Source organism: Arthrobacter sp. D1-29 (assembly GCF_054130585.1).
Genome location: NZ_CP096383.1, coordinates 103475 through 128946, shown reverse-complemented (window position 1 = coordinate 128946; position 25472 = coordinate 103475). Strand labels below are relative to the sequence as shown.

Sequence of the window (25472 nt, the reverse complement as noted above, 5' to 3'; positions counted from 1 at the left end):
ACGTGTCCCGACGCAGCGAGCTAACGACCTCTGAACGACCTGCGCCATGATTGTGCCATGACATCGGATTTTGATTGGGCGCGCTTCCGTGAGGCCTTCGGGGACGACCCCGGCGTGCTCCCTGATGGCGAGGTACTCGGAAGTACAGAACACGACTGGGATGATGTGTTTGCGATGCTGCACCGCAGCGGCTGGGAGCTGTCAACCAGTGATGGCCATTCACCGCTCCCGCCCAATAGACACGGTCTCGCTGAACTTGAGAGTTTTGCCGTTTGGCCCGTCGACGGCGTACGCGTCAACTTTTTCCCCGGGCCGCACGCCGTGTTTTTCGACATCGACCTCCGGGAACTAGTCAACCAGGCCAAAGTGGACGGCCTGGCCCACTTGATGAGAAAGCTCGGAACCACGCTTGGTCGAGATGTCGTGATTAGAGACGAAGGTTCGAGTGGCGCGCCGGTCCTTCGCTACACACCTGCAACAGACCAATTTTCACTAAGGTGAATTGAAGTCGACCTCCTTGTAAAGCCGCGCCCAGAGCAGAACTCGGCCCGCCCGGTAGAGGTTCGGCTTGCGGGCGGTAAATTTTTCGCTGTGTTTGGTTGGGTGGTGAGCGCCCGGAAGGGTCCAACGGCGGGCGGGGACTCGGGCCTATCGTAAGATACCCAGCATCCAGAAGATCACTAACCCTACGACGACGACGGCCATGCCGGCTCCGATCGCCCCGGACAGGGCCCGCCGGTCCAATGTGTCAGCATTCTCGCTGAGGATTATGTATGTGTAGGTCATGGCGATTGAGAAGGCCAAGAACAGAAACTGGAAGGGGAATCTCATCGGGCCCTCCTTCATCACCGTGCTTCGTCAGCCCTTACCTTCAATTGTGTACCTGAATAACCGTCCTAGTAGAGGTTCGGCTAATGGGCACCAAGAGTACGGTGATCGATCCTCGGGGCGGTCCAATGCCAGGATCCCGGTGATATTAGCGAAATCACACCGAATCAGTCCACCAAGGAATGTCCGGATTCATCCGGGCAGCGATGGCATTGAAAGCCTCGTCGTTCACGCCAACGTACCCGGTTTCATCGACAAAGATCGCCCCCGATGCAAAGGCTGCAGCGAACGTGTCAATCATTGCTGCGAGAGATCCGTACTCGACAGGGTGTTCCACCTCCTCAAGACGGAAATGACGGACAACGCGAGCGGGAGCGTTGGCGAAGTCGATTACGTAGAAGTCCCCACCCCCGTCTGCGAACACTGGAAACCAGTTCTGGTTCCAGCGCTGGTCCTTTCTAAAGGCGGCATAGTTTGTGATGGCTTCATCCAATGAGAGCAGATAAAACCCGGGTATGAGCCACAGGTCTCCCAAGAGTGCTGCCCCAGAACCGGAACCCGTACCGTCGTGCCATTCATACAACGTTTCGAGCTCCGGGCTATTGGGGAGGCCATGTAAGGACACGGCCTCCCTGACCTGGCTTTTAGGTATGCCAGGGTTCAGCAGCTCCCAAGCGGTAGGAACTCGAGCAAGTTGCAAGGCAACGTCGAGTCGCTCAAGGGCGTATTTGGTCAGAAGGTCACTCATGATCCATACGCTACTGGTGCGATGGCCTTGTCTTGCGCGTCACCACCAACACGCAGAATAATCTCAGAGCCTGCCCGTTGAAGGATCCCCTTGCGGGCAGCGCCATACGACAAATAGCGGCGTAAAAAAGCCGCCATCTACCGCCGAAAGTCACACGGCGTGTCGCTGCCTGAAGGTCTTATGCTCGGAACCGCCGATTCCGTTCATGGCAGGGTTACTCTGGCGGGAGTGACCCGAAGAGTGGTTTTCCCGAGAACTCCACGGGTCCGCCGATCACTTCCATTTCCCTATTTCTCGGCTCGGGCAGGTCGTCCGGCACAAGGTGCGAGTCGTCCGGGTGGTGGAAGATCCATTGGCGGGCGTTCCTGATCGTGGCGTCATTGAACAAATTGGCTGCTGCTGTCGACGGAGCTTGGGCGAGATCAAAGCGGCCGGTCGCAACTTCGTCTCCGGCCACGTGCCCAATGAGTTCATCAGGGCTGACGAGCAAAAGACCTATCTTCCGGGTGAGAGGAAACGTGATGCCCCAGGCAGTCATGAGACCTACACCTCCCTCCGGTCCGCCCTCATCAGCCATCGTGCCTTGCTGATGTGGAATGAGGCTGACGGGAGTATCGCAAGTCAGAAGCAACCGGGCCGAGAACCGGTAGAGCACCCACGGGCGACTCCACAGCATCTTCGGCTGAGAGTACTTCGCCGTCCCGTGTCACTACCGAGATCACGAACAGCTGCTGGGCACCGTGAGGGTGGGCGCCCGCGCGTCCTGGATCTCTTTCGGTAGGAGCCGTGACTGTTATGGTCGGAGCATGAAACGCGCGTTCGCGTCCGGTGGGCTGCTTCTGTTGCTGACCCCACTGCTGGCTGGCTGTGTGGGCGACTACTTCGCATCCGGCGACTGCGATGATCTTGCGAACGAGCTCTCTCCGGTCATCGAGAAGTCCATCGGGTCCGCGCCATCCATAAACAGCACTTGGGGCGACGGCGGGATGAGGCCATGGTGCCGAATCGACTTCTCGACGACCAAAGAGTATGCGCCCGACGATGAGCGCCTCAGCGCGCTGAAGTCCGAAGTCGAGGCCGGAATGGCGGACTGGTCAAGTGGCGTCGTCGTGACAATACAGGCGGGCAACGACCGCAGCATTGAAGTTCTTTCGCCTGACGAACAGGACTGAACCCCGCAACCGGTTCTATCGTGCTCGGCAAACCCCGCTTTGCGCGGCGTGGTCCTGGTAGCGCAGTGATCGCCAGCCTCCTGCTGGAAGTGTGTACTGGCCACGTTCGGCGCGTTCCCGGTCACGGCGTTCCTGTGCGGCCCGCCGTTCGGCCACGCGCTGGGCCTTTGCGGCTGCCTGCTTCTGGCTGCGGGAGCGGTAGAAACCGCCCTCGGGCCGGGTCCACTTGCTGAGGCGGTGTTTGAGCCAGGCGCCGACGTTTTCGATGCCGGTATCGGCGTGGTGGTGGTACTTGGCATCTGTGTTTGGCCGCCAGAAGGTGGCGTGGAGAAGTGTTCCAGCAAGCGCTAGGCGGCGAAGGCGATCTCTTCGGTGCGGGCGATGCTCCGCCGGATGGATTCCTTGTCAACACCAAGGAGCGCCGTAAGCCACATCCCGTTTTGCACGACGACGATGTCAGCCGCCCGCTCCCTGCATTCGTCATTGGAAAGCTCGGGCCTGGCATTTCCGATCAGCGTGGCGAGCCCTTGGAGATAGCGCTCGAACGCCGCCGCATTGATGGAGGCGAAGTCTTCATGGGCTTGTGCCAGCGCCCAGAGGTGGAGCCGAAGGGACAGATATTGTGTGGTCAGCAATTCCGGGCCTGCAACGCGCTGGAGGGCCTTCTTCAGCTGTTCGTCCGGGGGCGAGTCCGGATCGGGCGTGACCAGCATCAGGTCATGCTGGTCTATCCGGTGCAGGGCCGCACGGATCAGGCTCATCTTGTCTTCGTAGTAGTAGTTCACCAGCCCGAGCGCCACGCCCGCTTCGCGGGCCACCGCCCGCATATTCACTCCTGAAATGCCGTGGCGCGACAGCAGGTCCAGCGCCGCTTCGAGAATGCGCGACTGTCTGTCAACCTGTTCGCCGTTTTTCACGGTCTTTGTATCCACCTGGCCAGACTATGGGGAAAAGCCATGGTGGCGCATCCCGCCAGGGCGATGGCGAGCGCCAGCGCTCTCTGCCCAGGGGCCCGGAGGCGCCGTCGTCGCGCCCTTCACCAAAGCAACAACAGCGTCGCGACGGCGGAACGGGCCACGAGAGGAATCGCCCCCGGCATATGACCAACGAAAGAACAAACCGAATTTTGCTAAAACGCTTGACCAAGCGCACAAGGGACCCTTACATTGATCTTGGTAAAACGCTTTAGCAGAATGGACATCAGCGCCGATGAAACACTCAGTCTTCTTTCAGCCCTCCGATGGATGGGTTGGAGATCTTATCCCGTTCCAGAAGGACGGAGAGTTCTGGCTCTTCTACCTTCATGAGGTACGCGCAGACCCGAAGCCGGGAACCTCATGGCACCTGGTGACCACCAAGGACCTCACGCAGTTTGAGAACCATGGTGTTGCGCTCCAACACGGAGGCGAAGCCGACCTGGATTTCAACGCCTACACAGGAAGCGTCGTCGTCGACGAAACCGGTAGCCACCACTTGTTCTACACGGGTCAAAACCCTCACAACCTCGGACCGGACGGAGCCCCTCTTCAGCTGGTCATGCACGCCACGAGTATCGACGGGATGCAGACCTGGGTGAAGCACCCGGAACTCACCTTCGGCGCCCCGGAAGGCTACGAGTCCGGCGACTGGCGGGATCCTTTCGTCTTCCGGGACGAGAGCTCAGGGCAATGGAGGATGCTGCTGGCGGCGCGGCACTCCGCAGGACCGGAACGCCGGCGAGGTGTCATAGCCCATTGCGTCTCCAACGACCTGGTGACGTGGCAGCACACTGAACCGTTCTGGGATCCGCGCCGCTACATCACCCATGAATGCCCGGACGTTTTCTCCTGGGGCGACTGGTGGTACATGGTCTACTCGGAGTTCTCAGAATCATTCACCACCCGGTACCGCATGGCCAAGAGCCCCGACGGCCCATGGAGCGTACCGGACCTGGACAGCGTGGACGGGCGCGCCTTCTACGCCTCCAAGACCGCCGAACGTGACGGACGCCGGTTCTTTTTTGGATGGATCGCCAGCAAGGAAGGCAACAACGACGACGGCCCCTGGCAGTGGGCCGGCACGATGTCCGTCCTGGAAGCCCGGCAAAACCCGGACGGAACCCTGGGGTTCGCTTTCGCCGACGAACTCGTCGACAGCTTCTGGGAGGACGTCCCGGTATCCCTGACTAACCGGCTGCCGGTGCGACTGCACGTCCCGGACTCGTACACCGCCGTCGTCTCTGACGAAGAACTGCCCGGCCAGTTCTATGCCAAGGCAGTCCTGGACATCGAACCCAACACCACAGAATGCGGGTTGTTGCTTCGCTCCAGCCAGGACGGGGACAAATCCTACGTCCTGCGCCTGGAACCCAAGCGCGGCCGCATGGTGTTCGACCGTTGGCCGCGGAAAGTTACCGGTGACGCCCAATGGCACGTCTCCGGGGACGTTCCGTTCGCCATCGAACTGGAACGCCCCTGCGATCTTGCTCCCGGGCAGCACACGCTCGAAGTCGTTGTGGACGGGGACCTGTGCGTTGCCGTTCTGGATCGGCAGGTGGCTCTCAGCACCAGGATCTACGACCTGGCAGCAGGGCGGATCGGCGTCTTCACCGGGGAAGGGTCAGCAACCCTTACGGAACTTCAAGTCCGCCAACGCACAAACAACTAAACACGCACACCATTTCGATTTAAATCAAAGGAGATTGTCCCATGAAGAAGTTATTCCGAACGGCGGCCGTAGCGACGGCCGCAGCACTCGCCCTCGCCGGATGCGGCAGCGGAGGAACCACTGATCCTTCCAACGTCAGTCCCACCGGGGAGGTCAAGCCCCGCGAAATTTCGTGGCTGCTGTCCCGGCCGGCGGACGGGGCGGTCATCAACATCATGAAGAAGCTCGCGGACGACTACGCCAAGGACCACCCGGGCTTCTCGCTCAACCTGATCACCACCCCGGACAGGCCCTCCTACATCCAGAAGCTTGAAACCCTGGCGGCCGCGAACAAGCTCCCCGAGCTTTTCGACACCGACGCCACACCGTTCGCCCAGCAGCTGGCCAAACAGGGAAAGATGGTCGACGCCGAAAAGCTGCTCAAGTCCCTGGACGTGTATGACGACTACCGGCCCAGCGCGCTGGACTACCAGCGGTTCGACGACGGATCCCTGCACATGATTCCGTTCCAGTTCGAGCTGGAATTTATCTGGTACAACAAGGCCCTGCTGCAGAAGGCAGGGGTGTCCACCCCGAAATCCCTCGACGACATCCCCGCCATGTGCACCGCCCTGCGCAACGCCGGCATCACGCCGATCGCCATCGACGGCCAGGACCAATGGCCCCTGGAGCGGTACGTCGCGTACCAGCCGTTCCGCGCAGCCGGCCCCGATTTCATCCAGAAGCTCAAGAAGGGCGAAGCGAAGTTCTCCGACCCCGCAGGCCAAAAGACCGTCCAATGGCTGGCATCGCTCGGCAAGGCCAAGTGCTTCCAGGATGGATTCTCCTCACAGGGCTACTCCGACGCACAGAACCAGTTCACCTCCGGGCAGGCAGCCATGTACAACATCGGCACCTGGGAACTGCCCAGCCTGGCAACTGACAGGCTGAACCCGGCAGTGCGGGATGACATCGACTTCTTCACCCTCCCCACCACTGAAGGATCAGTCACCGCCGCCAACGAATTCGTCTCTCCGTCCGGTATCGGTATGGCCGTCAATGCCAAGACCTATGACCCGCTGGTGAGCGACTTCCTGAAGTTCGCCCTGACAAAATACCCGTCCGAATACGCTGCCACCGGCGCACTGTCCCCCACAACGAACGTGGAGACGATAGTTCCGGCCAACGCAACTCCCCTGTACAAGAAGGCTCTGGAGAAGGCCAACGACCTCGGGGACGAGCAGGCGATGCCGTGGGATACCCAGCTCGATCCCACCACTAACGGCAGGCTGCAGCAGGAGCTTGTGCTCCTGGTCCAGGGCAACATCACGCCCGAACAGTTCACCAGCACGATGGATAACGCCGTCGCGCAGAACGCCCCGAAGTTCTTCAAGTAATGACAGCGGTGGGGGCTCCGGCCCCCACCCGAAAGGCCCAGCCATGCTTCCCAACAGGTCACGACTCTCCGTCCTGGTCTTCCTGCTCCCTCCCTTGCTGCTTTACGGCGTCGCAGTGCTGTTCCCCATCATGCAGTCGCTGTTCCTGAGCTTCTTCTCCTGGAACGGCATCAGCGATATGGAGTTCGTGGGGCTCGCCAACTACGTGCGGATGCTCACAGCGGACGACATCTTCTGGCGCTCGTTCTTCAATGCCCTCGGCTATCTGGCCATCTGCCTGGTTCTGCAGCTCGGCGGCGCACTGCTCGTCGCCAGCCTCCTGACCTCCATGAGCAGGGGCCGCGAGCTCATCAAAACCCTCTACCTCCTGCCTGCTGTTATCTCCACGGTGGCCATCGCGTTCCTGTTCGTGCGGATCTACTCAATCGAACCGGTGGGCCTGCTCAACCAGCTCCTGCACTGGATCGGGCTCGGCGCCCTTGAACGCCCGTGGCTTTCGGACATCAATACGGTCCTCGCCGCCGTTTCCGCCCCGGAAGGCTGGCGGTTCACGGGCCTTTACATGCTCATCATTTACGCGGCGCTGCTGTCCGTCCCGAAGGAATTGGAGGAAGCCGCCAGGCTCGACGGCGCATCACGGTGGCAGCTGTTCACCAAGATCCGCTTCCCGCACATCATGCCCGTCTGGATCACCACCACGATCATGGCAACCACCTACGGCCTGCGCGGCTTCGACATCCCGTACCTGATGACGAACGGCGGCCCAGGGCAGTCCTCGGAGCTGCTGACCACGTACATGTACAAGACCGCATTCACCAGCACTGACTTCGGATACGCCAGCACCATCGCCGTCTTCATCGTCGTCGAATGCCTGGTCGCCGTCGGACTGATCCTCTTCATGCTCAAGCGAAAGGCGGACGCATGACCGCGCCAGCAGCCCCAGTCACCCGGCCTGTTACAGCACTGCCGGAGAGCCGGCCGCCGCTCCGCAGACGGAAACCGGCCACCCTCCACGGCACCCTGTCGAGGGTAATCATCGCCCTCATCGTCATCGTGCAGGTCTACCCCCTGGCCTGGCTTTTCATCACCAGCCTCCGCACCGAACACGACTTCGCCACCGGCGACCCGTTCGCGCTCCCCAAGGCGATCACTTTCGAGAACTACGCCCGCGCCTTCGAGACCGGCAACCTCGGAATGAACATCCTCAACAGCTTCATTGTCACCATGGGCGCCAACGTGCTGATTGTGCTCCTGGGAATGATGGCCGCGTATGCCCTGCAGGTTCTCGGCTTCCGCTTCAGCAAGTTTGTCCGGAGCCTTTTCCTGATCGGCATCATCGTTCCCGTGCAGATCGCACTCGTCCCGCTGTTCATCGACTACTCCAGCATCAACCTGCTCGACACCTACCCGTCGATGATCATCCCCCTGGCCGGCTTCGCCCTGCCGATGTCCATCTACCTCTTTTCCTCTTTCTTTGAGTACATCCCCCGGGAAACGTACGAGGCAGCGTCGCTGGACGGTGCCGGGCCCTACCGCATCTTCGGACTCATCACCCTCCCCCTTTCGGTCAATACCGTTGTGACGGTTGTCTTGGTCAACAGCATCTTCATCTGGAACGACTTCATCTTCGCCAACACCTTTGTCCTCTCCGAGGAACTGAAGACCATTCCGCTGGGCCTGCAGAACTACATCGGCGCGATGGGTAAAACAGACTGGACAGCCACGTTCGCCGCCGTCTGCGTCACCATCACCCCCCTCCTCCTGGTCTTCCTCGTGCTCAACAAGGCAATGATCCAGGGCCTGGAAAGCGGGGCGAACAAGGGATGACCGGCCGATATACTCCTGAAGGAGGGCAGATGGATTCGCAGGAGAACAGTTCGGGTACGCCGTCGGCGGCTGCCCCCTTGAAGCAGGCCCGCCGCGCCCAGCCGGTTACCCTGCGTCAGGTAGCCGAAGCCGCAGGCGTTTCCACAGCCACTGTTTCCCTGGTGGTGAACAAGAAAAAGGCCGCCCGGATCTCCGATGAGACCCGCAAACGGGTACATGACGCGATCCGGGACCTCGGCTACCGGCCCAACGCCATGGCCCAAACCCTAGTCAGCGGCAGTTCCAGGTTCATCGGCCTCGTCGCCGACGCCATCGCCACCACCCCGTTCGCGGGCCAGATCATCCACGGCGCCCAGGACGAAGCCTGGAAACATGGTTTCGCCCTTCTCATCGCCAACACCGAAGGCAACCGGGAGCTTGAAACCGACGCCATCGCCATGATGCTCGAATACAAGGTCCGAGGCATCCTCTACTCCACCTGGTTCCACCGTGCCACGGACGTCCCGGACTCCCTCCGGGAATCGGATTTCGTCCTCGTCAACTGCTTTGCCGAGGAACCGGGCGCCCGGGCGGTGGTCCCGGACGAAATCCAGGGCGGCCGTTCGGCCACGGAGATCCTGCTCAGGCATGGGCACCGCCGGATCGCCTTCATCAACGCCACCATCCCCGCCCCGGCGAAGGACGGACGGCTCCAGGGCTACAGGGAAGCCTTGGAGGCTGAAGGCATCGTCTTCGACGACGGCCTGGTCCTTGAAGCCTATCCGGACCAGGAAGGCGGGTTCGGGGCCACCGAGGCACTCCTCAAACTCGGCGTCACAGCGGTGTATTGCTATAACGACCGAATGGCGATGGGACTGTACGACGGGCTCCGCGAGCATGGGCTCTCCATCCCGGACGATATTGCAGTGGTGGGGTTCGACAACCAGGAAGTCATCGCCGCCCACCTCCGGCCCCCACTTTCCACCGTCTCCCTCCCGCACTACGAACTGGGCGCAGCCGGTGTGAGAGTGCTGCTGGGCCTTGACGAACCACAGTCCGGCGGCCCCGCGAAAATTTACTGCCCCACCGTGGAACGGAACTCCGTCCGGGCCTTGGCCCCCGCCTGACGGCACCCAGGCACCGGCAAATTGCGCGCGCACGGTCACAACGGGCAGCCTGGCGTCCCACGCTGACAGGAAGCCTCTGACAGGAAGCGCTTAGGCGTACCATTCCCAACCGGGCGGCGCCCAGTCTTCCGGCGCCCTGTGGGCGTAGTGCGAGCCGCAACGTCCGCAGTCATAACTGACCACAGGCGGCAACAGACTTTCCCTGTCCAAGGCGTAGGAAGCGGGCACATAGCCCGTAATTTTCACATGGGCATCAGTGCCGCAGTGACGGCAGTGGGGTAACGATGGCGCTGCCGGCGCCGGCCCGGATTGCCGGAGGTTGTGCTCGTGTCGTCCAGGTGCTGTCAGCATCACGCTTCCCGCATTCACGTCGTGGCCGGCCTGCCCCCAGGTTTTGTGACCTGCCCCCGGCTCAGTCTTAAGTTCTCTAGGTGTCCACCGTCGGGTGTACCGCCCGCCATCCCGGCGAAGTATCCCGGCGGAGCTTCGAACGCTTCCTCGCGTCCTGCTACACGAGGGGTGCCGATCACTCTACTCTTTCGGCGGCATATCCGGAATGCCTCCAGCCGCAGCAGGCCACCGGGCGCGGAAACACGGCGGCATAGCCGCAGGTCAGGGAAGGCGTGGCGGCGCCGTGCTCTCGCGGATGATCAGGCGCGTGGGCACCAGGACCATCCCGGGATCAGCCGTATTGCTGCGGATCTGATGGAGGACGTTGTCCACGCAGCGGTGGCCCACCTCCGTGAAATCCTGGTGGACCGTGGTGAGTGGCGGGGTGTACGAGGACGCCTCAGGTACGTCGTCGAAACCTACAAGACTGATGTCCCCGGGAACGGAAATGCCCTTTTCGCGGAAGGCGCGGAGCACACCCAGGGCCATGTGGTCGTTGGCGGTGAAGACGGCAGTGCACCCCTCCTGCTCTGCAAGCCACAAGCCGGCTTCATAGCCTGACCCGGCCGACCAGTCTCCACGCACGGTGGGCGGCACCGTCCTGCCCCGGGCAAGCAGCGTGTTCCGCCACGCCTCCTGCCGCCGCTCGCTGGCGAAGGATTTCTCCGGCCCCGCCACATGCCACACCGTTTGGTGGCCCAGCCCAAGAAGGTGCTCCACAGCCTGCCTGGCGCCGTCCGCCTGGTCCGTGTCGACCACGCTGTAGTCGGAACCGGCGTTCGAATCCACCACCACAACCTTCACTCCCGGCGGCACTGTCACTGTGGCGGCATCCAGGAGCTGGACTTCCATGATGGCGATGACCGCGTCCACGGCCAGCTCGCCCATCCTGGAAAACGCTCCCTGCACGCCGGCCTGGGTGGGCGCCGTGACCGGAATGAGCGTGATGGCAAAGTCCTCCCTGGCGGCATGCAGGGCAATGGCCTCTAGCGTCCGGACGTTCCCGAAGGACGACAGCGAAAAGAGAATGACGCCGATGGTTCGGAAGCTTCCGCGCTTCAATGCCCTGGCCGCACTGTTGGGCCGGTAGCCCAGCTGGTCCATTGCCGCAATAACCTGCTGCCGGGTCCCGGGCACCACATCGGGGCTGCCGTTGGAGACCCGCGAAACGGTCTGGGAGGAGACCCCTGCAAGCTTGGCGACGTCGGCCATGGAGACGCGCCGACGGGCCAGGGAGGCAACTGCTTCCTGGATGGGGGGTTGACCCGGCTGTGAGGACATGCCAACATCTTAGCAATCATGTTTACGTAAACAACAGCCCTTATCGCACCTGATGTTAGCGTAACCATCGTTGGTTTCCCCGTGTTTCCAGGCCACAAAGGACTTTTTCATGACAATGGTGTCCCCGCCGATAGCAGCCCCTGCTGCTACCGCTGCCGTCCAGCGGAAACCCCGCCGGCGCTCCTGGGCAGGGTGGTGGTTTATCGGCCCGTTCATGGCAGTCTTCGCCCTGGTGTTCCTCGCACCGATTGCCTACTCGATCTACCTCAGTGTCTTCCGCACCCAGCTCATTGGCGGAACCACCTTCGTTGGCCTGAACAACTACACCCGGGCACTGTCCGATCCGCAGTTCTGGTCGGCCTTGGGCCGGGTCTCCATGTTCCTGGCGGTCCAGGTTCCGGTGATGCTCTTTATCGCCCTGCTGGTTGCCCTCGCGCTGGACAGCGGCCGGCTGTACGGCAAGGCATTTTTCCGCATCTCCATCTTCCTGCCGTATGCAGTGCCTGCCGTGGTGGCCGCCCTGATGTGGGGATTTATGTACGGTCCCCGCTTCGGACTGGTGGGGAACATCAACCAGGCCTTCGGGCTGCAGTTGCCCAGCCCCCTCTCCGCCGAACTGGTCCTGGTCTCGATCGGGAACATCGTGACCTGGGAATTCATCGGCTACAACATGCTCATCTTCTACTCCGCGCTGACGGTCATCCCCAAGTCCCTGTACGAGGCGGCAGAGATTGACGGGGCCGGGCAACTGAGGGTCATTTCGGCCATCAAAATCCCGGCCATTCGCGGTGCGATCGTGGTGGCAACCATTTTCTCGGTCATCGGGAGCTTCCAGCTATTCAATGAACCGAGCATTCTGAAGAGCCTTTCACCGAACACCATCTCAACGTTCTTCACGCCAAACCTGTACGCCTACTCCCTCTCCTTCTCAGGCCAGCAATACAACTACTCCGCCACGGTGGCGATCATCATGGGCCTGCTCACGATGGCTATCGCCTTCGCAGTCCAGGCCCGCGGCATGCGAAAGGAACGCTAACCCATGAGCGTCCCCACTGCCTCCCGCCCCGCCACCCCAACCGCTGCCCCTGCCGGTCAAAGGCGCACCACGCCTGCCAGGCTGCGCCCCCAACGGGTCACCTCCAAGCGCCGGTCCCGCCGCAGCGTCATGCTCACCCTTGTGACCGGGGTGGTCCTTCTGTACAGCCTGGCGCCGCTGGTGTGGCTGCTGATCAACGCCACCAAAACCCAGGAAGGGCTCTTCAGCTCCTTTGGACTGTGGTTCGCCGGTGATTTTGTCCTGTGGGACAACATCACCCGGACGTTCACCTACGACGGCGGCATCTTCCTCCGCTGGCTGGGCAACACGGTGCTGTACGTCGTGCTCGGCGCCGGGGGTGCCACCTTCCTGGCGGTCCTTGGCGGCTACGCCCTGGCCAAGTTCGACTTTCCGGGAAAGAAGGGGGTCTTTGCCGTGGTGATCGGCGCGGTGGCCGTTCCCGGCACGGCCCTGGCGGTGCCCACCTTCCTGATGTTCAGCCAGATGGGCCTGACCAACACACCGTGGGCTGTCATCATCCCCTCACTCATCTCGCCCTTCGGCCTGTACCTCATGTGGACCTTCGCCTCCGAGGCGATCCCCACCGAGATTCTCGAGTCAGCCCGCATTGACGGAGCCAGCGAGGCCCGGACGTTCTTCCAGGTCTGCCTGCCGCTGCTGACGCCGGGCATCGTCACAGTGCTCCTCTTCACCATGGTGGCCACCTGGAACAACTATTTCCTGCCACTGATCATGCTCAAGAACCCGGACTGGTACCCGCTCACCCTGGGGCTGAACGCCTGGAACGCCCAGGCGGCCACCGCCGGCGGCGAGGCCATCTTCAACCTGGTCATCACCGGATCAATGCTCACCATCCTGCCCCTCATCGCCGCGTTCCTGCTCCTGCAGCGGTACTGGCAATCAGGCCTGGCGGCCGGAAGCGTCAAAGAATAACCACCCACTCCCCCACCCCGCATCAACGAGGCAATCAGAAGGAAAACCATGAACAAAACCCTGACCCGGCGCGGCCTGCTGCAGAGCTCGGCCGTGGGAGTTGCCGCCGCACTCGCCCTCGGCCTGAGCGGTTGCGGCGCCGCCGCCCCCGCCGCCCAGCAGACGGTGTCCAGCAACGCCGTCGAAGAAGCCCTTCAAAAGGGCGGAAAGCTGACCGTGTGGGCGTGGGAGCCAACGCTGAAGAAGGTCGTGGAAGGCTTCGAAGCGAAATACCCCAACGTGGACGTGGAACTGGTCAACGCCGGCACCGGCAATGATCAGTACACGGCCCTGCAGAACGCGATCTCGGCCGGTTCCGGAGTTCCCGATGTTGCCCAGGTGGAGTACTACGCATTGCCGCAATTCTCGCTGGCCAAATCCGTCACCGATCTTGGCCAGTTTGGCGCCTCGGACCTCAAGGACGCGTTCACGCCGGGACCGTGGGCCTCGGTCCAGGCGGCAGGCGGGGTCTACGGCCTGCCCATGGACTCCGGCCCCATGGCCATATTCTACAACAAGGAACTGTTCGCCAAGCACGGCATCGAAGTACCCACAACCTGGGACGAGTTCCTGGAAGCCGGCCGCGCACTGAAGAAGGCCGATCCGAACGCCTACATTGCCAACGACACCGGCGACGCAGGCTTCACCACCAGCATGATCTGGCAGGCCGGCGGAAAGCCGTACAAGGTCAGCGGCAACGACGTAACCGTTAATTTCTCCGACGACGGGTCAAAGAAGTTCGCCGAGACCTGGCAAAAGCTCATCGACGAGGACCTCCTTGCGCCCATCAGTTCCTGGAGCGATGAGTGGTACAAGGGACTGGGCAACGGCACCATCGCCACCCTGTCCACCGGGGCATGGATGCCGGGCAACCTCTCCTCCGGTGTCGCCGAAGGCGCAGGCAAGTGGAGCGTGGCGCCCCTTCCCCAGTGGAAGGAAGGCGGCAAGAGCAGCTCGGAAAACGGCGGAAGCTCACTTGCCATCCCCGCCGCCAGCAGCCAGGCCGCCCTCGCGTACGGCTTCCTGAAGTACTCCAACGTCGAGGACGGCGTCAAGACCCGCATCGACGGCGGTTCCTTCCCCGCCACCGCCAAGGAAATCTCCTCCCCCGAGTTCCTGAACGCTGAATTCGCATACTTCGGCGGTCAGCAGGCCAACAAGATCTTCGCCGAGTCAGCCCAGAACGTGGTCCAGGGCTGGTCCTACCTGCCCTTCCAGGTGTACGCCAACAGCATCTTCAACGACACCGTCGGCCAGGCCTACGTCTCTGACACCAAGCTGGTGGACGGCCTGGCCGATTGGCAGAAGGCATCCGCCAAGTACGGCACCGAGCAAGGTTTCACCGTCAAGGAATAGGCGTGAAGGAATAACCGTCAAGGAATAGCTACGGATTTCGCGCTCAGATTTCCCGCTCAAATTTCCCGCCGAAAAGGCGAACCTACAGAAAGGCATTCAATGACGAATCGATGCAGACGCCTCTGGGCCTCCACCGCCGTCGGGGCAACAACGGCTGTCATGGCTGCCGGCCTCCTGGCCGGCCCTGCGATGGCCGTCCCCGCGCTTGGCCCCGCAGTTACGGAGCCGGTCCCGGCCGGCGCGGTGACGGTGAAGCCGGATCCCTCTTATCAGGGTGACCCTTTTGAGGGTTGGGGAACCAGCCTGGTCTGGTTCGCCAACGCCACCGGTGACTACCCGGATGAGGTGCGGGAACGGCTTGCCGAGATGGTGTTCGGCGATGAAGGCCTGAACCTGAACATTGCCAGGTACAACATCGGCGGCGGGAACGCGCCGGACGTCAAGGACTACCTTCGGGCCGGCGGCGCCGTCGAGGGATGGTGGAAGGCACCGGAAGGAACCACCCGGACGGACAAGGACTGGTGGGACCCGGAGAACCCGGAACACTGGAACCTGGACGCGGACCAGACCCAGCGCTGGTGGATCGACCGTATCAAGGCCGACGTCACCAAATGGGAAGCCTTCAGCAACTCCCCGCCCTGGTTCCAGACCGTCAGCGGCTACGTGTCCGGCGGCTTCAACTCCTCAGAGGACCAGCTGCGCACCGAAAGCATCGACGAATTCAACACCTATCTCCTGCGCGTTGTTGAAGAGCTCGAGGACGCCCACGGCATCAAGATCGATACCCTGGACCCCTTCAACGAACCCAACACACCCTACTGGGGCACCAAGCTCGGGGCCGACGGTGAGCCTGTGGGAGGCCGGCAGGAGGGAGCCCACATTGGGCCCGAACTGCAGCAGAAAGTCCTGAAGTCCCTCGCTGGCCAGCTCGCCGAAGCTGACACCGACGCTGTCATCTCCGCCATGGATGAGACCAACCCGTCCATCTTCACCAACAACTGGAACAGCTACTCCGAGGAGAGCCGGGCACTGGTTGACCAGCTCAACGTCCACACCTACGGCACCGGCCAGCGCACCTCGGCCCGCGACATCGCCAAGGGCGAGGGCAAACCCCTCTGGATGAGCGAAGTGGGCGGCGCCTGGATGTCCGGGCAGAACTTCGTCAGCATGCAGCCCGGCCTGGGCCTGGCCAAGCAGATGGTGGATGACCTGCGCGAGCTCGAGCCCAAGGCCTGGGTGTTCTGGCAGCCGGTGGAGGACTACAACAACATGAAGCCCGGCGGGGAGAGCGAAGCCGGGTCCAACTGGGGCGAAATCCAGCTCCCCTTTGACTGCACCGCCGAGGACACGCTGGAAACCTGCCCCATTTACACCAACACCAAGTACAACACCGCCCGGAACTTCACCCAGTTCATCGAGCCCGGCGACCGCCTGGTGAAGGTCAATGATCCGAAGAGCGCTGCCGCCGTTTCCGACACCGGCGCAACCGTGGTCCACGTGAACGACAGCGCTCAGGAGCACCCGGTGGTCCTGGACCTGTCAGGTTTCGGAGCGATCCAGGGCAACGCGACAGTCACGCCGGTGGTCAGCGACGTCAACGGGGCATTGGTCAAGGGCCAGCCCATCGCCGTCGGACGCAACGCCACAGCCACCCTGACAGTGCCCAAGGAATCCGTCACTACGTTCATCATTGACGGCGTCCAGGGCGTGTCCAAGGACGCATCCCTGGTCCAGGCAGGCCACGTCTACCGGCTCCAGGGTGTGCAAAGCGGCAAGTCCATCGCCGTTGCCCCTAACGGAACGTCCGCCGTCATCCGCTCGGGCGCTGCCGCAGAGCAGCTGTGGACCATCCGGCTGCTCAGCGGCGAAAACAGCAACCAGGCCCGCTATGCCGTGGGAACTGCAGACGGCACGCGGGAACTGGCATCGGTGGAGAACGCGGTGACGCTTGTGGACGCAGCCGAGATTCCGGCCGAGAACGCGCAGTGGATCCTGTCCACCACCGGCGACGGCACCTACACCCTGGTGAACGCTGCAAGGGGCAGGCTCCTGGAGGTGGGCGGAAACGCCACCGCCGAGGGATCAGCAGTCACCACGTGGATGGCCAACTCCGCCGACAACCAGCGCTGGACCATTGTGGATGAAACCATCCAGGGCTTCCAGGAGATCAACATCTTCACCGTCCCGGGATCCGTTCCGCAGCTTCCGGCAACCGCCACTCCGCTCTACCCGGGCGGTGCCCGCGGCGAGCTTGCAGTGACGTGGAAAATGCCTCCGGACAGCCTCTGGAAGACTCCGGGGACAACAGTGGCGGTCAAGGGAACCGTGACGGACGCACTGGGCGCCGTGCACGAAGTCCGCGCCAGCGTCACCGTGGACACCCTGGTTTCCACGCTTCCTGCCCGTGCCAAGACCTACGTGGGCGGCACACCCGTTCTCCCGTCCACCATCACAGCGGTGGCCGAACACGGCGGAACAGTCGAACGCGCGGTGGCGTGGGACGCCGTCGGGCCTGCCGCTGCGGCGGGGATCCTGACGGTTAACGGCGCCGCTGATGCCGGGGACGGCACCACCCTTCCGGCAACTGTCCGCGTCCAGGTCACGGAGGCCGCTGTTGACAATGCGGCCGACGACGACGGCGCCTCCATCAGCGCCACCTTCACGGAGCCGGGCTACGGAACCGCCGGCCTCCGCAACGGCAACCTGACGGACAAGGCGTGGTCCAACTGGAAGTCCAGCAGCAAGAACGTTGCCGACACCCTGACGGTGGCCCTTCCGGCCACCAGGACGGTCAAGGAACTCAAGGTGCACTTCTACCGCGACGGGTCCACGGACAGTTATGCGCAGACCGTCCAGGTCCAGACCAGGACAGCCAGCGGGAGTTGGGTGAACGCCGGCCCGGCGGTCTCCGTGCCCGGCGGCAGCCCGGCGCCCGTGGTGTCCGTGCCCGTGGCCAACGTGGACACGAAGGAGGTCCGCGCCATACTCACGGCCCGACCCAACACCCACATGACCGTCAGCGAGATCCAGGTGATGGCGCTGTCGGCGGGCAAGTCCTCTGACGCCTCCGCCGCCGGGATCGCCGTCGACGGCCAGGCAGTGCCCGGCTTCGACCCGGCTACCAGCACGTACAGCGTGGAATGGGGCGGCGCACTGCCCCAGGTGACTGCAACGGCGACGGACCCGTACGCCACCGTAGCGGTCCAGCAGCCCGACCAGCAGACGCGGAAAGCCGTGGTCACCGTGACCAGCGAGGACGGCACCCAGTCACGGACGTATGAGGTAGGAATCGGACGCTAGCCCAGGTCCACCATCACAGGCCGGGGGCGTGGCGAAAGCCGCGCCCCCGGTCTGCTTTTTGCCTGGCCTGTTCTTGCCTGTCGTCCGGTTTTTGCCTGCCTGTTTTTCTGCCTGCGGCCCGCTAGCCGGAAGGACCCACCGTTACCGTGACCGGGTGAACGGTGGCAGGAAAAAGTTCCTGCAGCCGTGAACATGCCCGCTGCACCACCGAACGCAGCCAGATGCTCGCCGGATCCTCCGTCTGGGACGGGTGCCAGTACATCGCCTCCACGAGGGACGCTTCACCTTCTTCGGAAAACTCCAGCACCGCGATGTTCGCACCCCGCTGGGCACGTGCCGCCAGCATCCGCGGCACCAGCGCCGCAAGGTCCGTCCCTTCCACCAGCAGCGGCAGGGACAGGAAGCCGGCCACTACCGCAGCAGCCCGGCGCTGGAGGCCGCGTGATTCGAAAAGCCTGTCCGCCGGGGTACTGATTCCCTCACCGAAATAGCCGACGGCGTGGGGAACCCGGGTCAGGTCCTCCAGTGTCAGCTGGGGCTGCTGAAGGAGCTGGTTGCCGGCGTCCAGGACCGCTACGAAACTGTCCCGGAAGAGCTGTTTGCTGGTGCCCTGCATGTGGTAACCGGTGGGCCCCACCAGCAGATCCAGCCTGGAGTAGTCAGCCAGCTTGCCCTGGATGCCGGCGGTGGGCACAAAGTCCACGGCCACGTTGGGCGCCTCCTGCTGAAGGATTCCCCGCAGCGGGCCAACCATCAGCGCTGACGCATAATCCGAAGCCGCGATGACGAACTCCCGCTCGCTCGTGGCGGCGTCAAAACCGGAGCGGACGCGCGTGGCCCGCCGGATGTGAAGCATCGCTTCATCCACCAGCGGGACCAGTGCCTGCGCGAACGGCGTGAGATCGTAGGTGCGGCCGTTCCGGACCAGGAGTTCGTCGTCGAAGTGCCGCCGCAGCCGGGCCATGGCCGCGCTGGTGGCGGGCTGGCTGAGCTGAAGCCGTTCCGCCGCCCTGGACACGTTCCGCAGTTCCAGCAGGACCTGCAGTTGCGGCAGCAGGTTCAGGTCCAGGTTCTTCATACCCATAGGTTATCCACCCAGGGCTCCGGACCGTTCCTAATGGCTGGCCGGCACCATCCGCGGTCCGCGGACCAGCACAGCCAGCAAGGCGACAGCACAGGCGATGCCCAGCGCCCCCAAGGCGAAGCTGAGGTTGCCCAGGGCCGTGGCGGCACTTCCCAGGACAATGGGCGTCAGGAACTGCCCCACGAACAGGGTTCCGGTCCAGATGCCTGTGCCACGCCCGCGCTGCCGCAGTTCCAGGCCGCTGACGGCCCACGTCAGGAGGGTTGGCAGCAGCACACCGGTTCCGGCACTGGCCACCACGGCTCCGGCGATGGCAAGGGGCACGCTGCCGGCCAGGGAAACCATGGAAAGTCCGACGGCGGCGAGTCCGAAGGCGAGCGCCAGCAGGCTGCGGGTGCCCAGTTTCGCCAGGAAGCGGAAGGAGATGGCCCCTGCCGCGGTGGCGAGGGAAGCGATGGCCGCCGCGAGCCCGATCAGGGCGGCATCAGCCACGCCCAGGCCCGTGATGACGTAAGGCAGGTGGACGATGAGTGCATAGAAGACGATGCCGCCGAACAGCGTCACGGCGGCGGGTGCGCCGATCTGCCGCCACGGCACCGGAGTCCTGGCCGCCGTCGTGCGTTGGGTCTTGGCCGGTTCCCAGAGCTTGAAGATCATCGGAATGACAATGACCGCACTGACGGCGTAGAGCCAGAACGGTGCGCGCCAGCTGATGCTGCCCAGGGCTCCTCCGAGGGCGAAGAAAGCGGTGGCCGCGAGCGCGCTGACCATGGTCTGCAGCCCCAGGTACTTGTTGCGCTGCTCCCCGGCGTAGTAGTCGGTGATAAGGGTGGTGCAGCAGGTCATGATGGCAGCCTCGGCGATGCCGACGCCCACCCTGGAGAGCGCGATCGATTCCAGGGTTTCAAGCCACAGCGGTGCCGTCCCGAAAAGCGCGTAGGCAAGCATGGCGAAGATCAGCAGCTGCTTGCGTCCCACCCGATCCGCGACGTATCCCGCCAACGGTGAGAACAGGGCGACAAAGAGGGCCGGCAGCGTCAGGGTCAGCGGTACCAGGATGGCGACACCGGGGGTGCCGGCAAAGGCCTGGCTGAGGGTGGGCAGCACCGGGGCCAGCAGGACCGCGCCCAGCACCGGCATGCAACTGCCGGCGACCAGAAGGGCAGCGTGGAGCCGCCCCGCGGTGCGGGATGCGGAGGGGCTGGGTGCGGCGGTACTCGGACCGGCCGGGCTTGATACGGCGGTACTTGATACGGCAGTACGGGACTCGGTGCCCGTGAGATGAATATTCTCCATTGAATTTCCTTCGCCTCATGATGGTCACGGAGGGGCCCGCGTCGCTGGACACGGGACGTGACTTCCTTCACTGTGGCAAGGCATGAGGTATCGGGGAATAGCGCCTTTGGCATAGCAGGTATTCGTGGGACGGATGCCTCTGGCACGGGCGGCACGGGCGGAACTGCCGGCTACCCCGCCCTGTCGCTGCGGGCGGTGCGGTTCCGTCCCGATGACTTGGCCGCATAAAGGGCAGTATCGGCGGCGGCGATCAGCGCCTCCAGGCCGGGGGTATCGGCGTCGTACAGGGCAATCCCGTAACTCACGGTGGGCATCTGCGGCCCCTCCGGCTTTGACGCCTGGGTCAACCGAAGGCTGATCGCGTCTGCCACCCTTTCTGCGCGGTCCGCTGTTCCGCCGGGGATGAGGAGGACAAACTCCTCGCCGCCGTATCGTCCGGCCAGGTCGGTGGAGCGGATGGTGTCCTGGCATGCCAGTGCAAAGGCCTGCAGGACCAGGTCCCCGGCGGCGTGGCCGTAGGTATCGTTGACGGCTTTGAAGTGGTCCAGGTCAGCAAGGATCAGGACCCCGGACGGCTTGGTGACGGCAGTCTCCGCCAGCTGCTCTGAGGCCAGGTCCAGGAAGGCTTTGCGGTTGAGGAGGCCGGTGAGGTCATCCCTGCTGGCCACCATTCGCAGCGCCCGGGTCTGCTGCTCGCTGCTGAGCCCGGCCATGCTGAAGGAAACCACAACCAGCATCACCATGGTGACCAGCGTGGTGACCCCAGAGCCAAAGAACGTTTCGAAGGTGTCCCCGCCAGGCCCGTCGAGGAGGAAGGCCAGCAGCCGGCCAAAGTAGAAGACGGAGACCGCACCTGCCGCGGCCGCCATGGGGATCCGGGCCCGCGAGTACCCGGGTTCCAGCCGCCACAGCTCACGGGACCCCAGCCCGATCGAAAGCCCCATCGCGCCCAGGAAAACGGGACCGCCGGCCCAGACATTAGTGGCGGGATTGTCCAGGGCGGAGGCGATCAGGGTGATCAGGGGAAGCCCGGTGAAAGCCCATCGTGGTGGCCGCACTGTCCGCAGCGAACGGGCACCCGCCCAGACAGCCACCCCGCCGTGGACCAGCAGCACGTTTCCCAGCGGGTTGGCCCACCACTGGTGCGCCGTGCCGTCGAGGAGGAAGGCGCCGGAGCCGGTCAGAAAGAACACCAGGGCCAGGCACCACCAGCCGCTATACGGGGAGCGTGTGGTCCGGTACGCCGAGAAGTAGAACAAAACCCCAAGCGCCAACGCCATCAGCCCGAAGGCGAACCTCAGCGTCGCTGTATCCAGAACCATTTTCCGAATGTCCCCCCGAACGCGAAGTGCCGCACGCCCAGTCGCTTGGTGCTGCACGCCCAGTATTGCACCGGTCCCCTGCGACGCGCCCGTAATTCGGCATTTCAGTTATGAATTAGTTGTGCCGCGCCAAAGGAAACACTGAATTGGACACACCAGAGGTCAATGGACCTGTATTTCGACAGATCAACCTCCGCAGGGATGGCGTAGACCTGGTTGCCCTGGTTTCCCTTGATCAGGCCGAGGTCATAGTGTTCCGCCGATCCAGCCGTGTACCAGCCTGCGGTTCCCTCCACCACGTCCGCAGCGCTAAGCCACACGTGCACATCAGGACCATTGGAGGTGTCCAGGTTCTCCAGGGTCAGCACCCGTGAGCCGTCCGGCTGCTGAACAAGCCGGACCGTCCCGGTGGTGGCGTGTTCGTGGCTGATCAGCTTGCCTACTGCCAGTTCCACGGGGCCTGCTGGAGTTGGCTGGGCAGGGGGCGGCGCGGTTGAAGGAGAGGCAGTCTGGGGAGAGGCTGCGGGAGACGAGGCCGTGGCGGTGGGTTCCGTGACGGCTGGTGCCGCCACCGCCGGGAGCTGTTCGTCCACGCGGACGTCCACAAACAGGAGCCAGGGTTTAAACACCACCAAGCCAATAACGAGTCCGGCCACCGCTACTGCCGCCGCGATCGCCATCAGCTTTCGGCGCCTGCCTGTCCTTCTGTCTCCATCCATGGAATCATCCTCTGACAAAGCGGCAACCCGGGGCTACGCCAGAAGATTAACAGTTGAGAACATTGCCCGGGGCGCCTACCCCGGACCCGGAGGGGTTGCCCGCCGCGATGTCCAGCTTTGGGCATGCAGCCGCTCAAACCCGTCCAGCAGGAGATCAAGGGCAAACTCGAATTCAAACTGGTCGTCGCAGCCGCGCCCCACCACAGAATCCTCCTCATGCCCGGCAGCCATGGCCACCTGCAGGATGTTCGGATACCGGGCGGCCATCTCCTGCAACATCGCCGCTTGTTCCGCGGCGTTCGCATTGCTTTCGGCGGCTGCGCCTTCGGTGGCGGGGCCCGCCTGGTCGTCGAACAGCTCCTGCGTGAACCCCCACATGCGGCTGCCCAGGGCGTGCATCACGTGATGGGTGAGGTCAACCGAGAATCCGCCGGCCAGGAACAGCCCGATGAAATCGTCCATATACCCAAGCACCGCAGGGGACTTGGTGGTGCGGGACTCGACCACCTGGCGAGCCCAGGGGTGCCGCAGGAGTGCCTGGCGCGCGGCGAGGACCCGCGCCCGCACCCCGGCTTTCCAGTCTGCCGCCGGGGCAGGCGCTCCGATCTCGGCAATGACGGCGTCCACCATTCCGTTGAACAGCTCGTCCTTGTTGGCTACGTGCTTGTAGAGCGCCATAGGCACCACACTGAGTTCCTGGGCGAGCCTTCGCATGCTCAGTGAGCTGATGCCGGTTTCGTCTGCCAGCACGACGGCGGCCTGCAGGACACGGTCCCTGTTCAGCGGAATGCGGCGCGTCGTTTCCAGCTGCTCAGTCATCTGGCACACCTTTCCTTACCGGGTTTCCCTTGACAAGTGTACTGCGTACACCTACCGTTGCTGCCAGCAGGGTGTACACCGTACACCTCCAACCTAAAGGACAACCATGACTCCGCTGACAGTCACAGCCGCTCCGCCCGCCAAACGCATGCGGGCGCAATGGCCCGTTCCCGCCGGACTCATTCTCCTCAGCCTTATCCCGGTCATCGCGGGGGCCGCACGGCTCACGGAGCTGACTGGAGGGGCGGCCATCACGCCGCAAAACGCCCGCTTCTTCGCCTCGCCCGTGCCCGTGGTGATCCACATCGTCAGCGTCACTGTCTACAGCCTCCTCGGGGCATTCCAGTTCGTCCCGTCACTTCGGGGCAGGCGGGGCTGGCACCGCATGGCCGGAGGAATTCTTATACCTGCCGGCCTGCTCGCCGCACTCTCAGGCCTGTGGATGTCCGCCTTCTACCCATTGCCCGACGGCGACACGGACGTGCCGCTGCGGCTGCTTTTCGGCTCGGCAATGCTGGTCAGCCTCATCCTGGGAGTCGTGGCTGTCCGGCGCCGTGACTACGTGCGGCACAGCATGTGGATGACGCGCGGCTACGCCATCGGCGTCGCGGCGGGGACACAGGCCCTGGTGATCGGCCCCTGGATACTCCTGGCGGGGCCGCCCAGCGAACTGACCAAGGCACTGCTGATGGGGGCAGCCTGGGTGATCAACGTGGCGGTGGCCGAGTGCGTCATCCAGCGGCGGGTTGCGCGATGAAGGCCGCCGTTCACAGTCGTTTTGGCGGGCCGGACGTGGTCCCGGTGAAAGAGGTGCCTGCGCCCTCCCCGCGACCGGGGGAAGTGCTGATCAAAGTCCACGCGAGCACGGTGAGTGCCGCCGACCTCCGCGCGCGCAGCCGCGACGTCCCGCGCGGGCTGGGTTTGCTTGCTGCGCTGGCCCTTGGCGTCTTCACACCGCGCCGCGCCGTCCTGGGCATGGACGTCGCCGGCGTTGTTGAGGCTGTGGGCGCGGGGGTGACATCAGTCAGGCCGGGGACCGAGGTGATCGCGATGCTGGGCAGCAGGTTCGGCGGCCACGCAGAGTACGTATGCCTCCCTGCTGAAGCCGCCATTGCGGCCAAACCGTCCAACATGACGTTCCAGGAGGCGGTGACCCTGGTGTTCGGAGGACTGACAGCCCTCGTTTTCCTCAACCGCGCGGGGCTAAAGCCGGGTGACACTGTCCTGGTCAACGGCGCGTCCGGGGCTGTGGGCGCGGCAGCGGTGCAGCTCGCCAAACAGCTCGGCGCGCATGTCACTGCTGTCTGCAGTGACGCCGGGCGGGAACTCGTCACCTCGCTCGGGGCGGACCGGATGATTGATTACGCCACGGTTGATTTCACCGCAGAGGCCACCACGTACGACGCCGTGATGGACTGTGCGGGGAACGCCCCCTTCGAGCGGGCGGCGGCTTCCGTCAAGCCCGGCGGCTCGCTGTTGCTGGTGGTCGCGGATCTGAAGGGAATCATCTGGTCGTCGTGGCGTAGCCGGATCAGCGGGAAGCTGGTCAGCGCCGGCAACGTCCAGTACACCGCCAAGGATCTCGAGTACCTCGTCCAGCTGGCCGAAGCCGGGCGTTTTCGGGCCGTCATAGAGCGCACCTATACGCTGGCCGACGTCGTGAAGGCCCATCGGTTTGTCGATACGGGACGCAAGAAGGGAAGCGTCGTTTTGCAGATATTTGGCGGCGTTGCCACACCTGACATTGAGCACTCAGGCCAGCGTGCCGCCGTCGGGGGCTAACTGGCTGACCAGCCCCAGAGTGTTTCCTTCACTGTCACGGATGAACGCGTGCCATTCATCGGTTCCGGCCGGGCCCAGGGTGCTGTCGGCATGGCTGAAGATGACATGCGGCTCGGACACGATCTCCACTCCCAGGCCTTTAAGGCGCTCTACCTCGGCCCTGACATCAGCCACCCGGAGGTAAAGCACCGCGGACTGGGCGCCCTTTTCGAGCAGGAGCCTGACACCGTCAACGTCAAAGAACAGCAGGCCGGGAGGATCAAAGAGTGCTGTGGGAGGTTGGCCCAGCAGGTCTGTGTAGAAGCCGGCAGCACGCTGGAGGTCGGTGGCCCGCTGGGCAACCTGCAGCAGGGTTATTCGGCCTTCGTCCATTTTTCCTCCGCGGTGATGG

The 25472-nt window shown here is 63.6% G+C and carries 24 protein-coding genes; 13 read left to right on the top strand and 11 right to left on the bottom strand.

Annotated features, from left to right (window positions below):
* Positions 1–57 precede the first annotated feature (57 nt).
* Positions 58–501, top strand: coding sequence for a hypothetical protein (locus M1E17_RS00605; RefSeq protein ID WP_457964702.1), 444 nt, complete (start codon positions 58–60; stop codon positions 499–501).
* 147 nt (positions 502–648) lie between these two features.
* On the opposite strand, the gene M1E17_RS00600 is transcribed toward M1E17_RS00605, so the two are convergent.
* The 3 genes from M1E17_RS00600 to M1E17_RS00590 all read right to left on the bottom strand — a co-directional run bounded on the left by M1E17_RS00600 (position 649) and on the right by M1E17_RS00590 (position 2252).
* Complete coding sequence (locus tag M1E17_RS00600; RefSeq protein WP_457964700.1) at positions 649–831, bottom strand: hypothetical protein; 183 nt, start codon at positions 829–831, stop codon at positions 649–651.
* Positions 832–985: 154 nt separating this feature from the next.
* The gene (locus M1E17_RS00595; RefSeq protein WP_457964699.1) at positions 986–1576 is read right to left on the bottom strand and encodes an SMI1/KNR4 family protein; all 591 of its coding nucleotides are present in this window, start codon (positions 1574–1576) and stop codon (positions 986–988) included.
* Positions 1577–1790: 214 nt separating this feature from the next.
* On the bottom strand, positions 1791–2252 hold the full coding sequence (locus M1E17_RS00590; RefSeq protein WP_457964698.1) for a DUF4238 domain-containing protein: 462 nt from the start codon (positions 2250–2252) through the stop codon (positions 1791–1793).
* Between the two features lie 130 nt (positions 2253–2382).
* Between M1E17_RS00590 and M1E17_RS00585 the strand changes: the two genes are divergently transcribed.
* Positions 2383–2748: a hypothetical protein gene (locus M1E17_RS00585; RefSeq protein ID WP_457964696.1), complete on the top strand. Its 366-nt coding sequence runs from the start codon at positions 2383–2385 to the stop codon at positions 2746–2748.
* 347 nt (positions 2749–3095) lie between these two features.
* Here M1E17_RS00585 and M1E17_RS00580 read toward each other — a convergent pair whose 3' ends face one another.
* Positions 3096–3680, bottom strand: coding sequence for a TetR/AcrR family transcriptional regulator (locus tag M1E17_RS00580; protein WP_457964695.1), 585 nt, complete (start codon positions 3678–3680; stop codon positions 3096–3098).
* 277 nt (positions 3681–3957) lie between these two features.
* On the opposite strand from M1E17_RS00580, the gene M1E17_RS00575 reads away from it, so the two are divergent.
* The 5 genes from M1E17_RS00575 to M1E17_RS00555 are packed head-to-tail and all read left to right on the top strand — an operon-like array spanning position 3958 to position 9703.
* The gene (locus M1E17_RS00575) at positions 3958–5394 is read left to right on the top strand and encodes a GH32 C-terminal domain-containing protein (RefSeq protein WP_457964694.1); all 1437 of its coding nucleotides are present in this window, start codon (positions 3958–3960) and stop codon (positions 5392–5394) included.
* A gap of 41 nt (positions 5395–5435) precedes the next feature.
* Positions 5436–6770: an ABC transporter substrate-binding protein gene (locus M1E17_RS00570; protein ID WP_457964692.1), complete on the top strand. Its 1335-nt coding sequence runs from the start codon at positions 5436–5438 to the stop codon at positions 6768–6770.
* Between the two features lie 43 nt (positions 6771–6813).
* Positions 6814–7695 carry a carbohydrate ABC transporter permease gene (locus M1E17_RS00565; protein WP_457964690.1) on the top strand — a complete coding sequence of 294 codons (882 nt, stop codon included), beginning with the start codon at positions 6814–6816 and terminating at the stop codon, positions 7693–7695.
* Positions 7692–8597 carry a carbohydrate ABC transporter permease gene (locus M1E17_RS00560; protein ID WP_457964688.1) on the top strand — a complete coding sequence of 302 codons (906 nt, stop codon included), beginning with the start codon at positions 7692–7694 and terminating at the stop codon, positions 8595–8597. The genes M1E17_RS00565 and M1E17_RS00560 overlap by 4 nt, the downstream gene beginning before the upstream one ends.
* A 29-nt stretch (positions 8598–8626) precedes the next feature.
* Complete coding sequence (locus tag M1E17_RS00555) at positions 8627–9703, top strand: LacI family DNA-binding transcriptional regulator (RefSeq protein ID WP_457964687.1); 1077 nt, start codon at positions 8627–8629, stop codon at positions 9701–9703.
* Positions 9704–10315: 612 nt separating this feature from the next.
* Here M1E17_RS00555 and M1E17_RS00550 read toward each other — a convergent pair.
* Positions 10316–11374, bottom strand: a complete 1059-nt coding sequence (locus M1E17_RS00550) for a LacI family DNA-binding transcriptional regulator (protein ID WP_457964686.1) — start codon at positions 11372–11374, stop codon at positions 10316–10318.
* A gap of 109 nt (positions 11375–11483) precedes the next feature.
* Here M1E17_RS00550 and M1E17_RS00545 point away from each other — a divergent pair, with 109 nt between their 5' ends.
* The 4 genes from M1E17_RS00545 to M1E17_RS00530 all read left to right on the top strand — a co-directional run bounded on the left by M1E17_RS00545 (position 11484) and on the right by M1E17_RS00530 (position 18059).
* A complete protein-coding gene (locus M1E17_RS00545; RefSeq protein ID WP_457964685.1) occupies positions 11484–12410 on the top strand; it encodes a carbohydrate ABC transporter permease in 927 nt (308 codons plus the stop codon).
* Positions 12411–12413: 3 nt separating this feature from the next.
* Positions 12414–13364, top strand: a complete 951-nt coding sequence (locus M1E17_RS00540; RefSeq protein WP_457964684.1) for a carbohydrate ABC transporter permease — start codon at positions 12414–12416, stop codon at positions 13362–13364.
* Positions 13365–13412: 48 nt separating this feature from the next.
* On the top strand, positions 13413–14759 hold the full coding sequence (locus M1E17_RS00535; RefSeq protein WP_457964683.1) for an ABC transporter substrate-binding protein: 1347 nt from the start codon (positions 13413–13415) through the stop codon (positions 14757–14759).
* 99 nt (positions 14760–14858) lie between these two features.
* Positions 14859–18059 carry an RICIN domain-containing protein gene (locus tag M1E17_RS00530; protein WP_457964682.1) on the top strand — a complete coding sequence of 1067 codons (3201 nt, stop codon included), beginning with the start codon at positions 14859–14861 and terminating at the stop codon, positions 18057–18059.
* Positions 18060–18180: 121 nt separating this feature from the next.
* Here M1E17_RS00530 and M1E17_RS00525 read toward each other — a convergent pair whose 3' ends face one another.
* From M1E17_RS00525 to M1E17_RS00505, 5 genes are all read right to left on the bottom strand, one after another.
* A complete protein-coding gene (locus tag M1E17_RS00525) occupies positions 18181–19137 on the bottom strand; it encodes a LysR family transcriptional regulator (RefSeq protein ID WP_457964681.1) in 957 nt (318 codons plus the stop codon).
* Between the two features lie 36 nt (positions 19138–19173).
* A complete protein-coding gene (locus tag M1E17_RS00520; protein WP_457964680.1) occupies positions 19174–20439 on the bottom strand; it encodes an MFS transporter in 1266 nt (421 codons plus the stop codon).
* Between the two features lie 170 nt (positions 20440–20609).
* Complete coding sequence (locus M1E17_RS00515) at positions 20610–21761, bottom strand: diguanylate cyclase (RefSeq protein ID WP_457964678.1); 1152 nt, start codon at positions 21759–21761, stop codon at positions 20610–20612.
* 104 nt (positions 21762–21865) lie between these two features.
* Positions 21866–22480 (bottom strand): DM13 domain-containing protein, encoded by a 615-nt coding sequence (locus M1E17_RS00510; protein ID WP_457964677.1) that lies wholly within the window; start codon positions 22478–22480, stop codon positions 21866–21868.
* A 75-nt stretch (positions 22481–22555) separates the two neighbouring features.
* Complete coding sequence (locus tag M1E17_RS00505) at positions 22556–23299, bottom strand: TetR/AcrR family transcriptional regulator (RefSeq protein WP_457964676.1); 744 nt, start codon at positions 23297–23299, stop codon at positions 22556–22558.
* Positions 23300–23405: 106 nt separating this feature from the next.
* On the opposite strand from M1E17_RS00505, the gene M1E17_RS00500 reads away from it, so the two are divergent.
* Positions 23406–24056 carry a DUF2306 domain-containing protein gene (locus M1E17_RS00500; RefSeq protein WP_457964675.1) on the top strand — a complete coding sequence of 217 codons (651 nt, stop codon included), beginning with the start codon at positions 23406–23408 and terminating at the stop codon, positions 24054–24056.
* A gap of 83 nt (positions 24057–24139) precedes the next feature.
* Positions 24140–25081, top strand: coding sequence for an NAD(P)-dependent alcohol dehydrogenase (locus M1E17_RS00495; RefSeq protein WP_457964673.1), 942 nt, complete (start codon positions 24140–24142; stop codon positions 25079–25081).
* Here the strand turns inward: M1E17_RS00495 and M1E17_RS00490 are convergent.
* Positions 25052–25438, bottom strand: a complete 387-nt coding sequence (locus M1E17_RS00490) for a VOC family protein (protein ID WP_457967918.1) — start codon at positions 25436–25438, stop codon at positions 25052–25054. The two genes, M1E17_RS00495 and M1E17_RS00490, sit on opposite strands and share 30 nt — an antisense overlap.
* Positions 25439–25472: the final 34 nt, after the last annotated feature.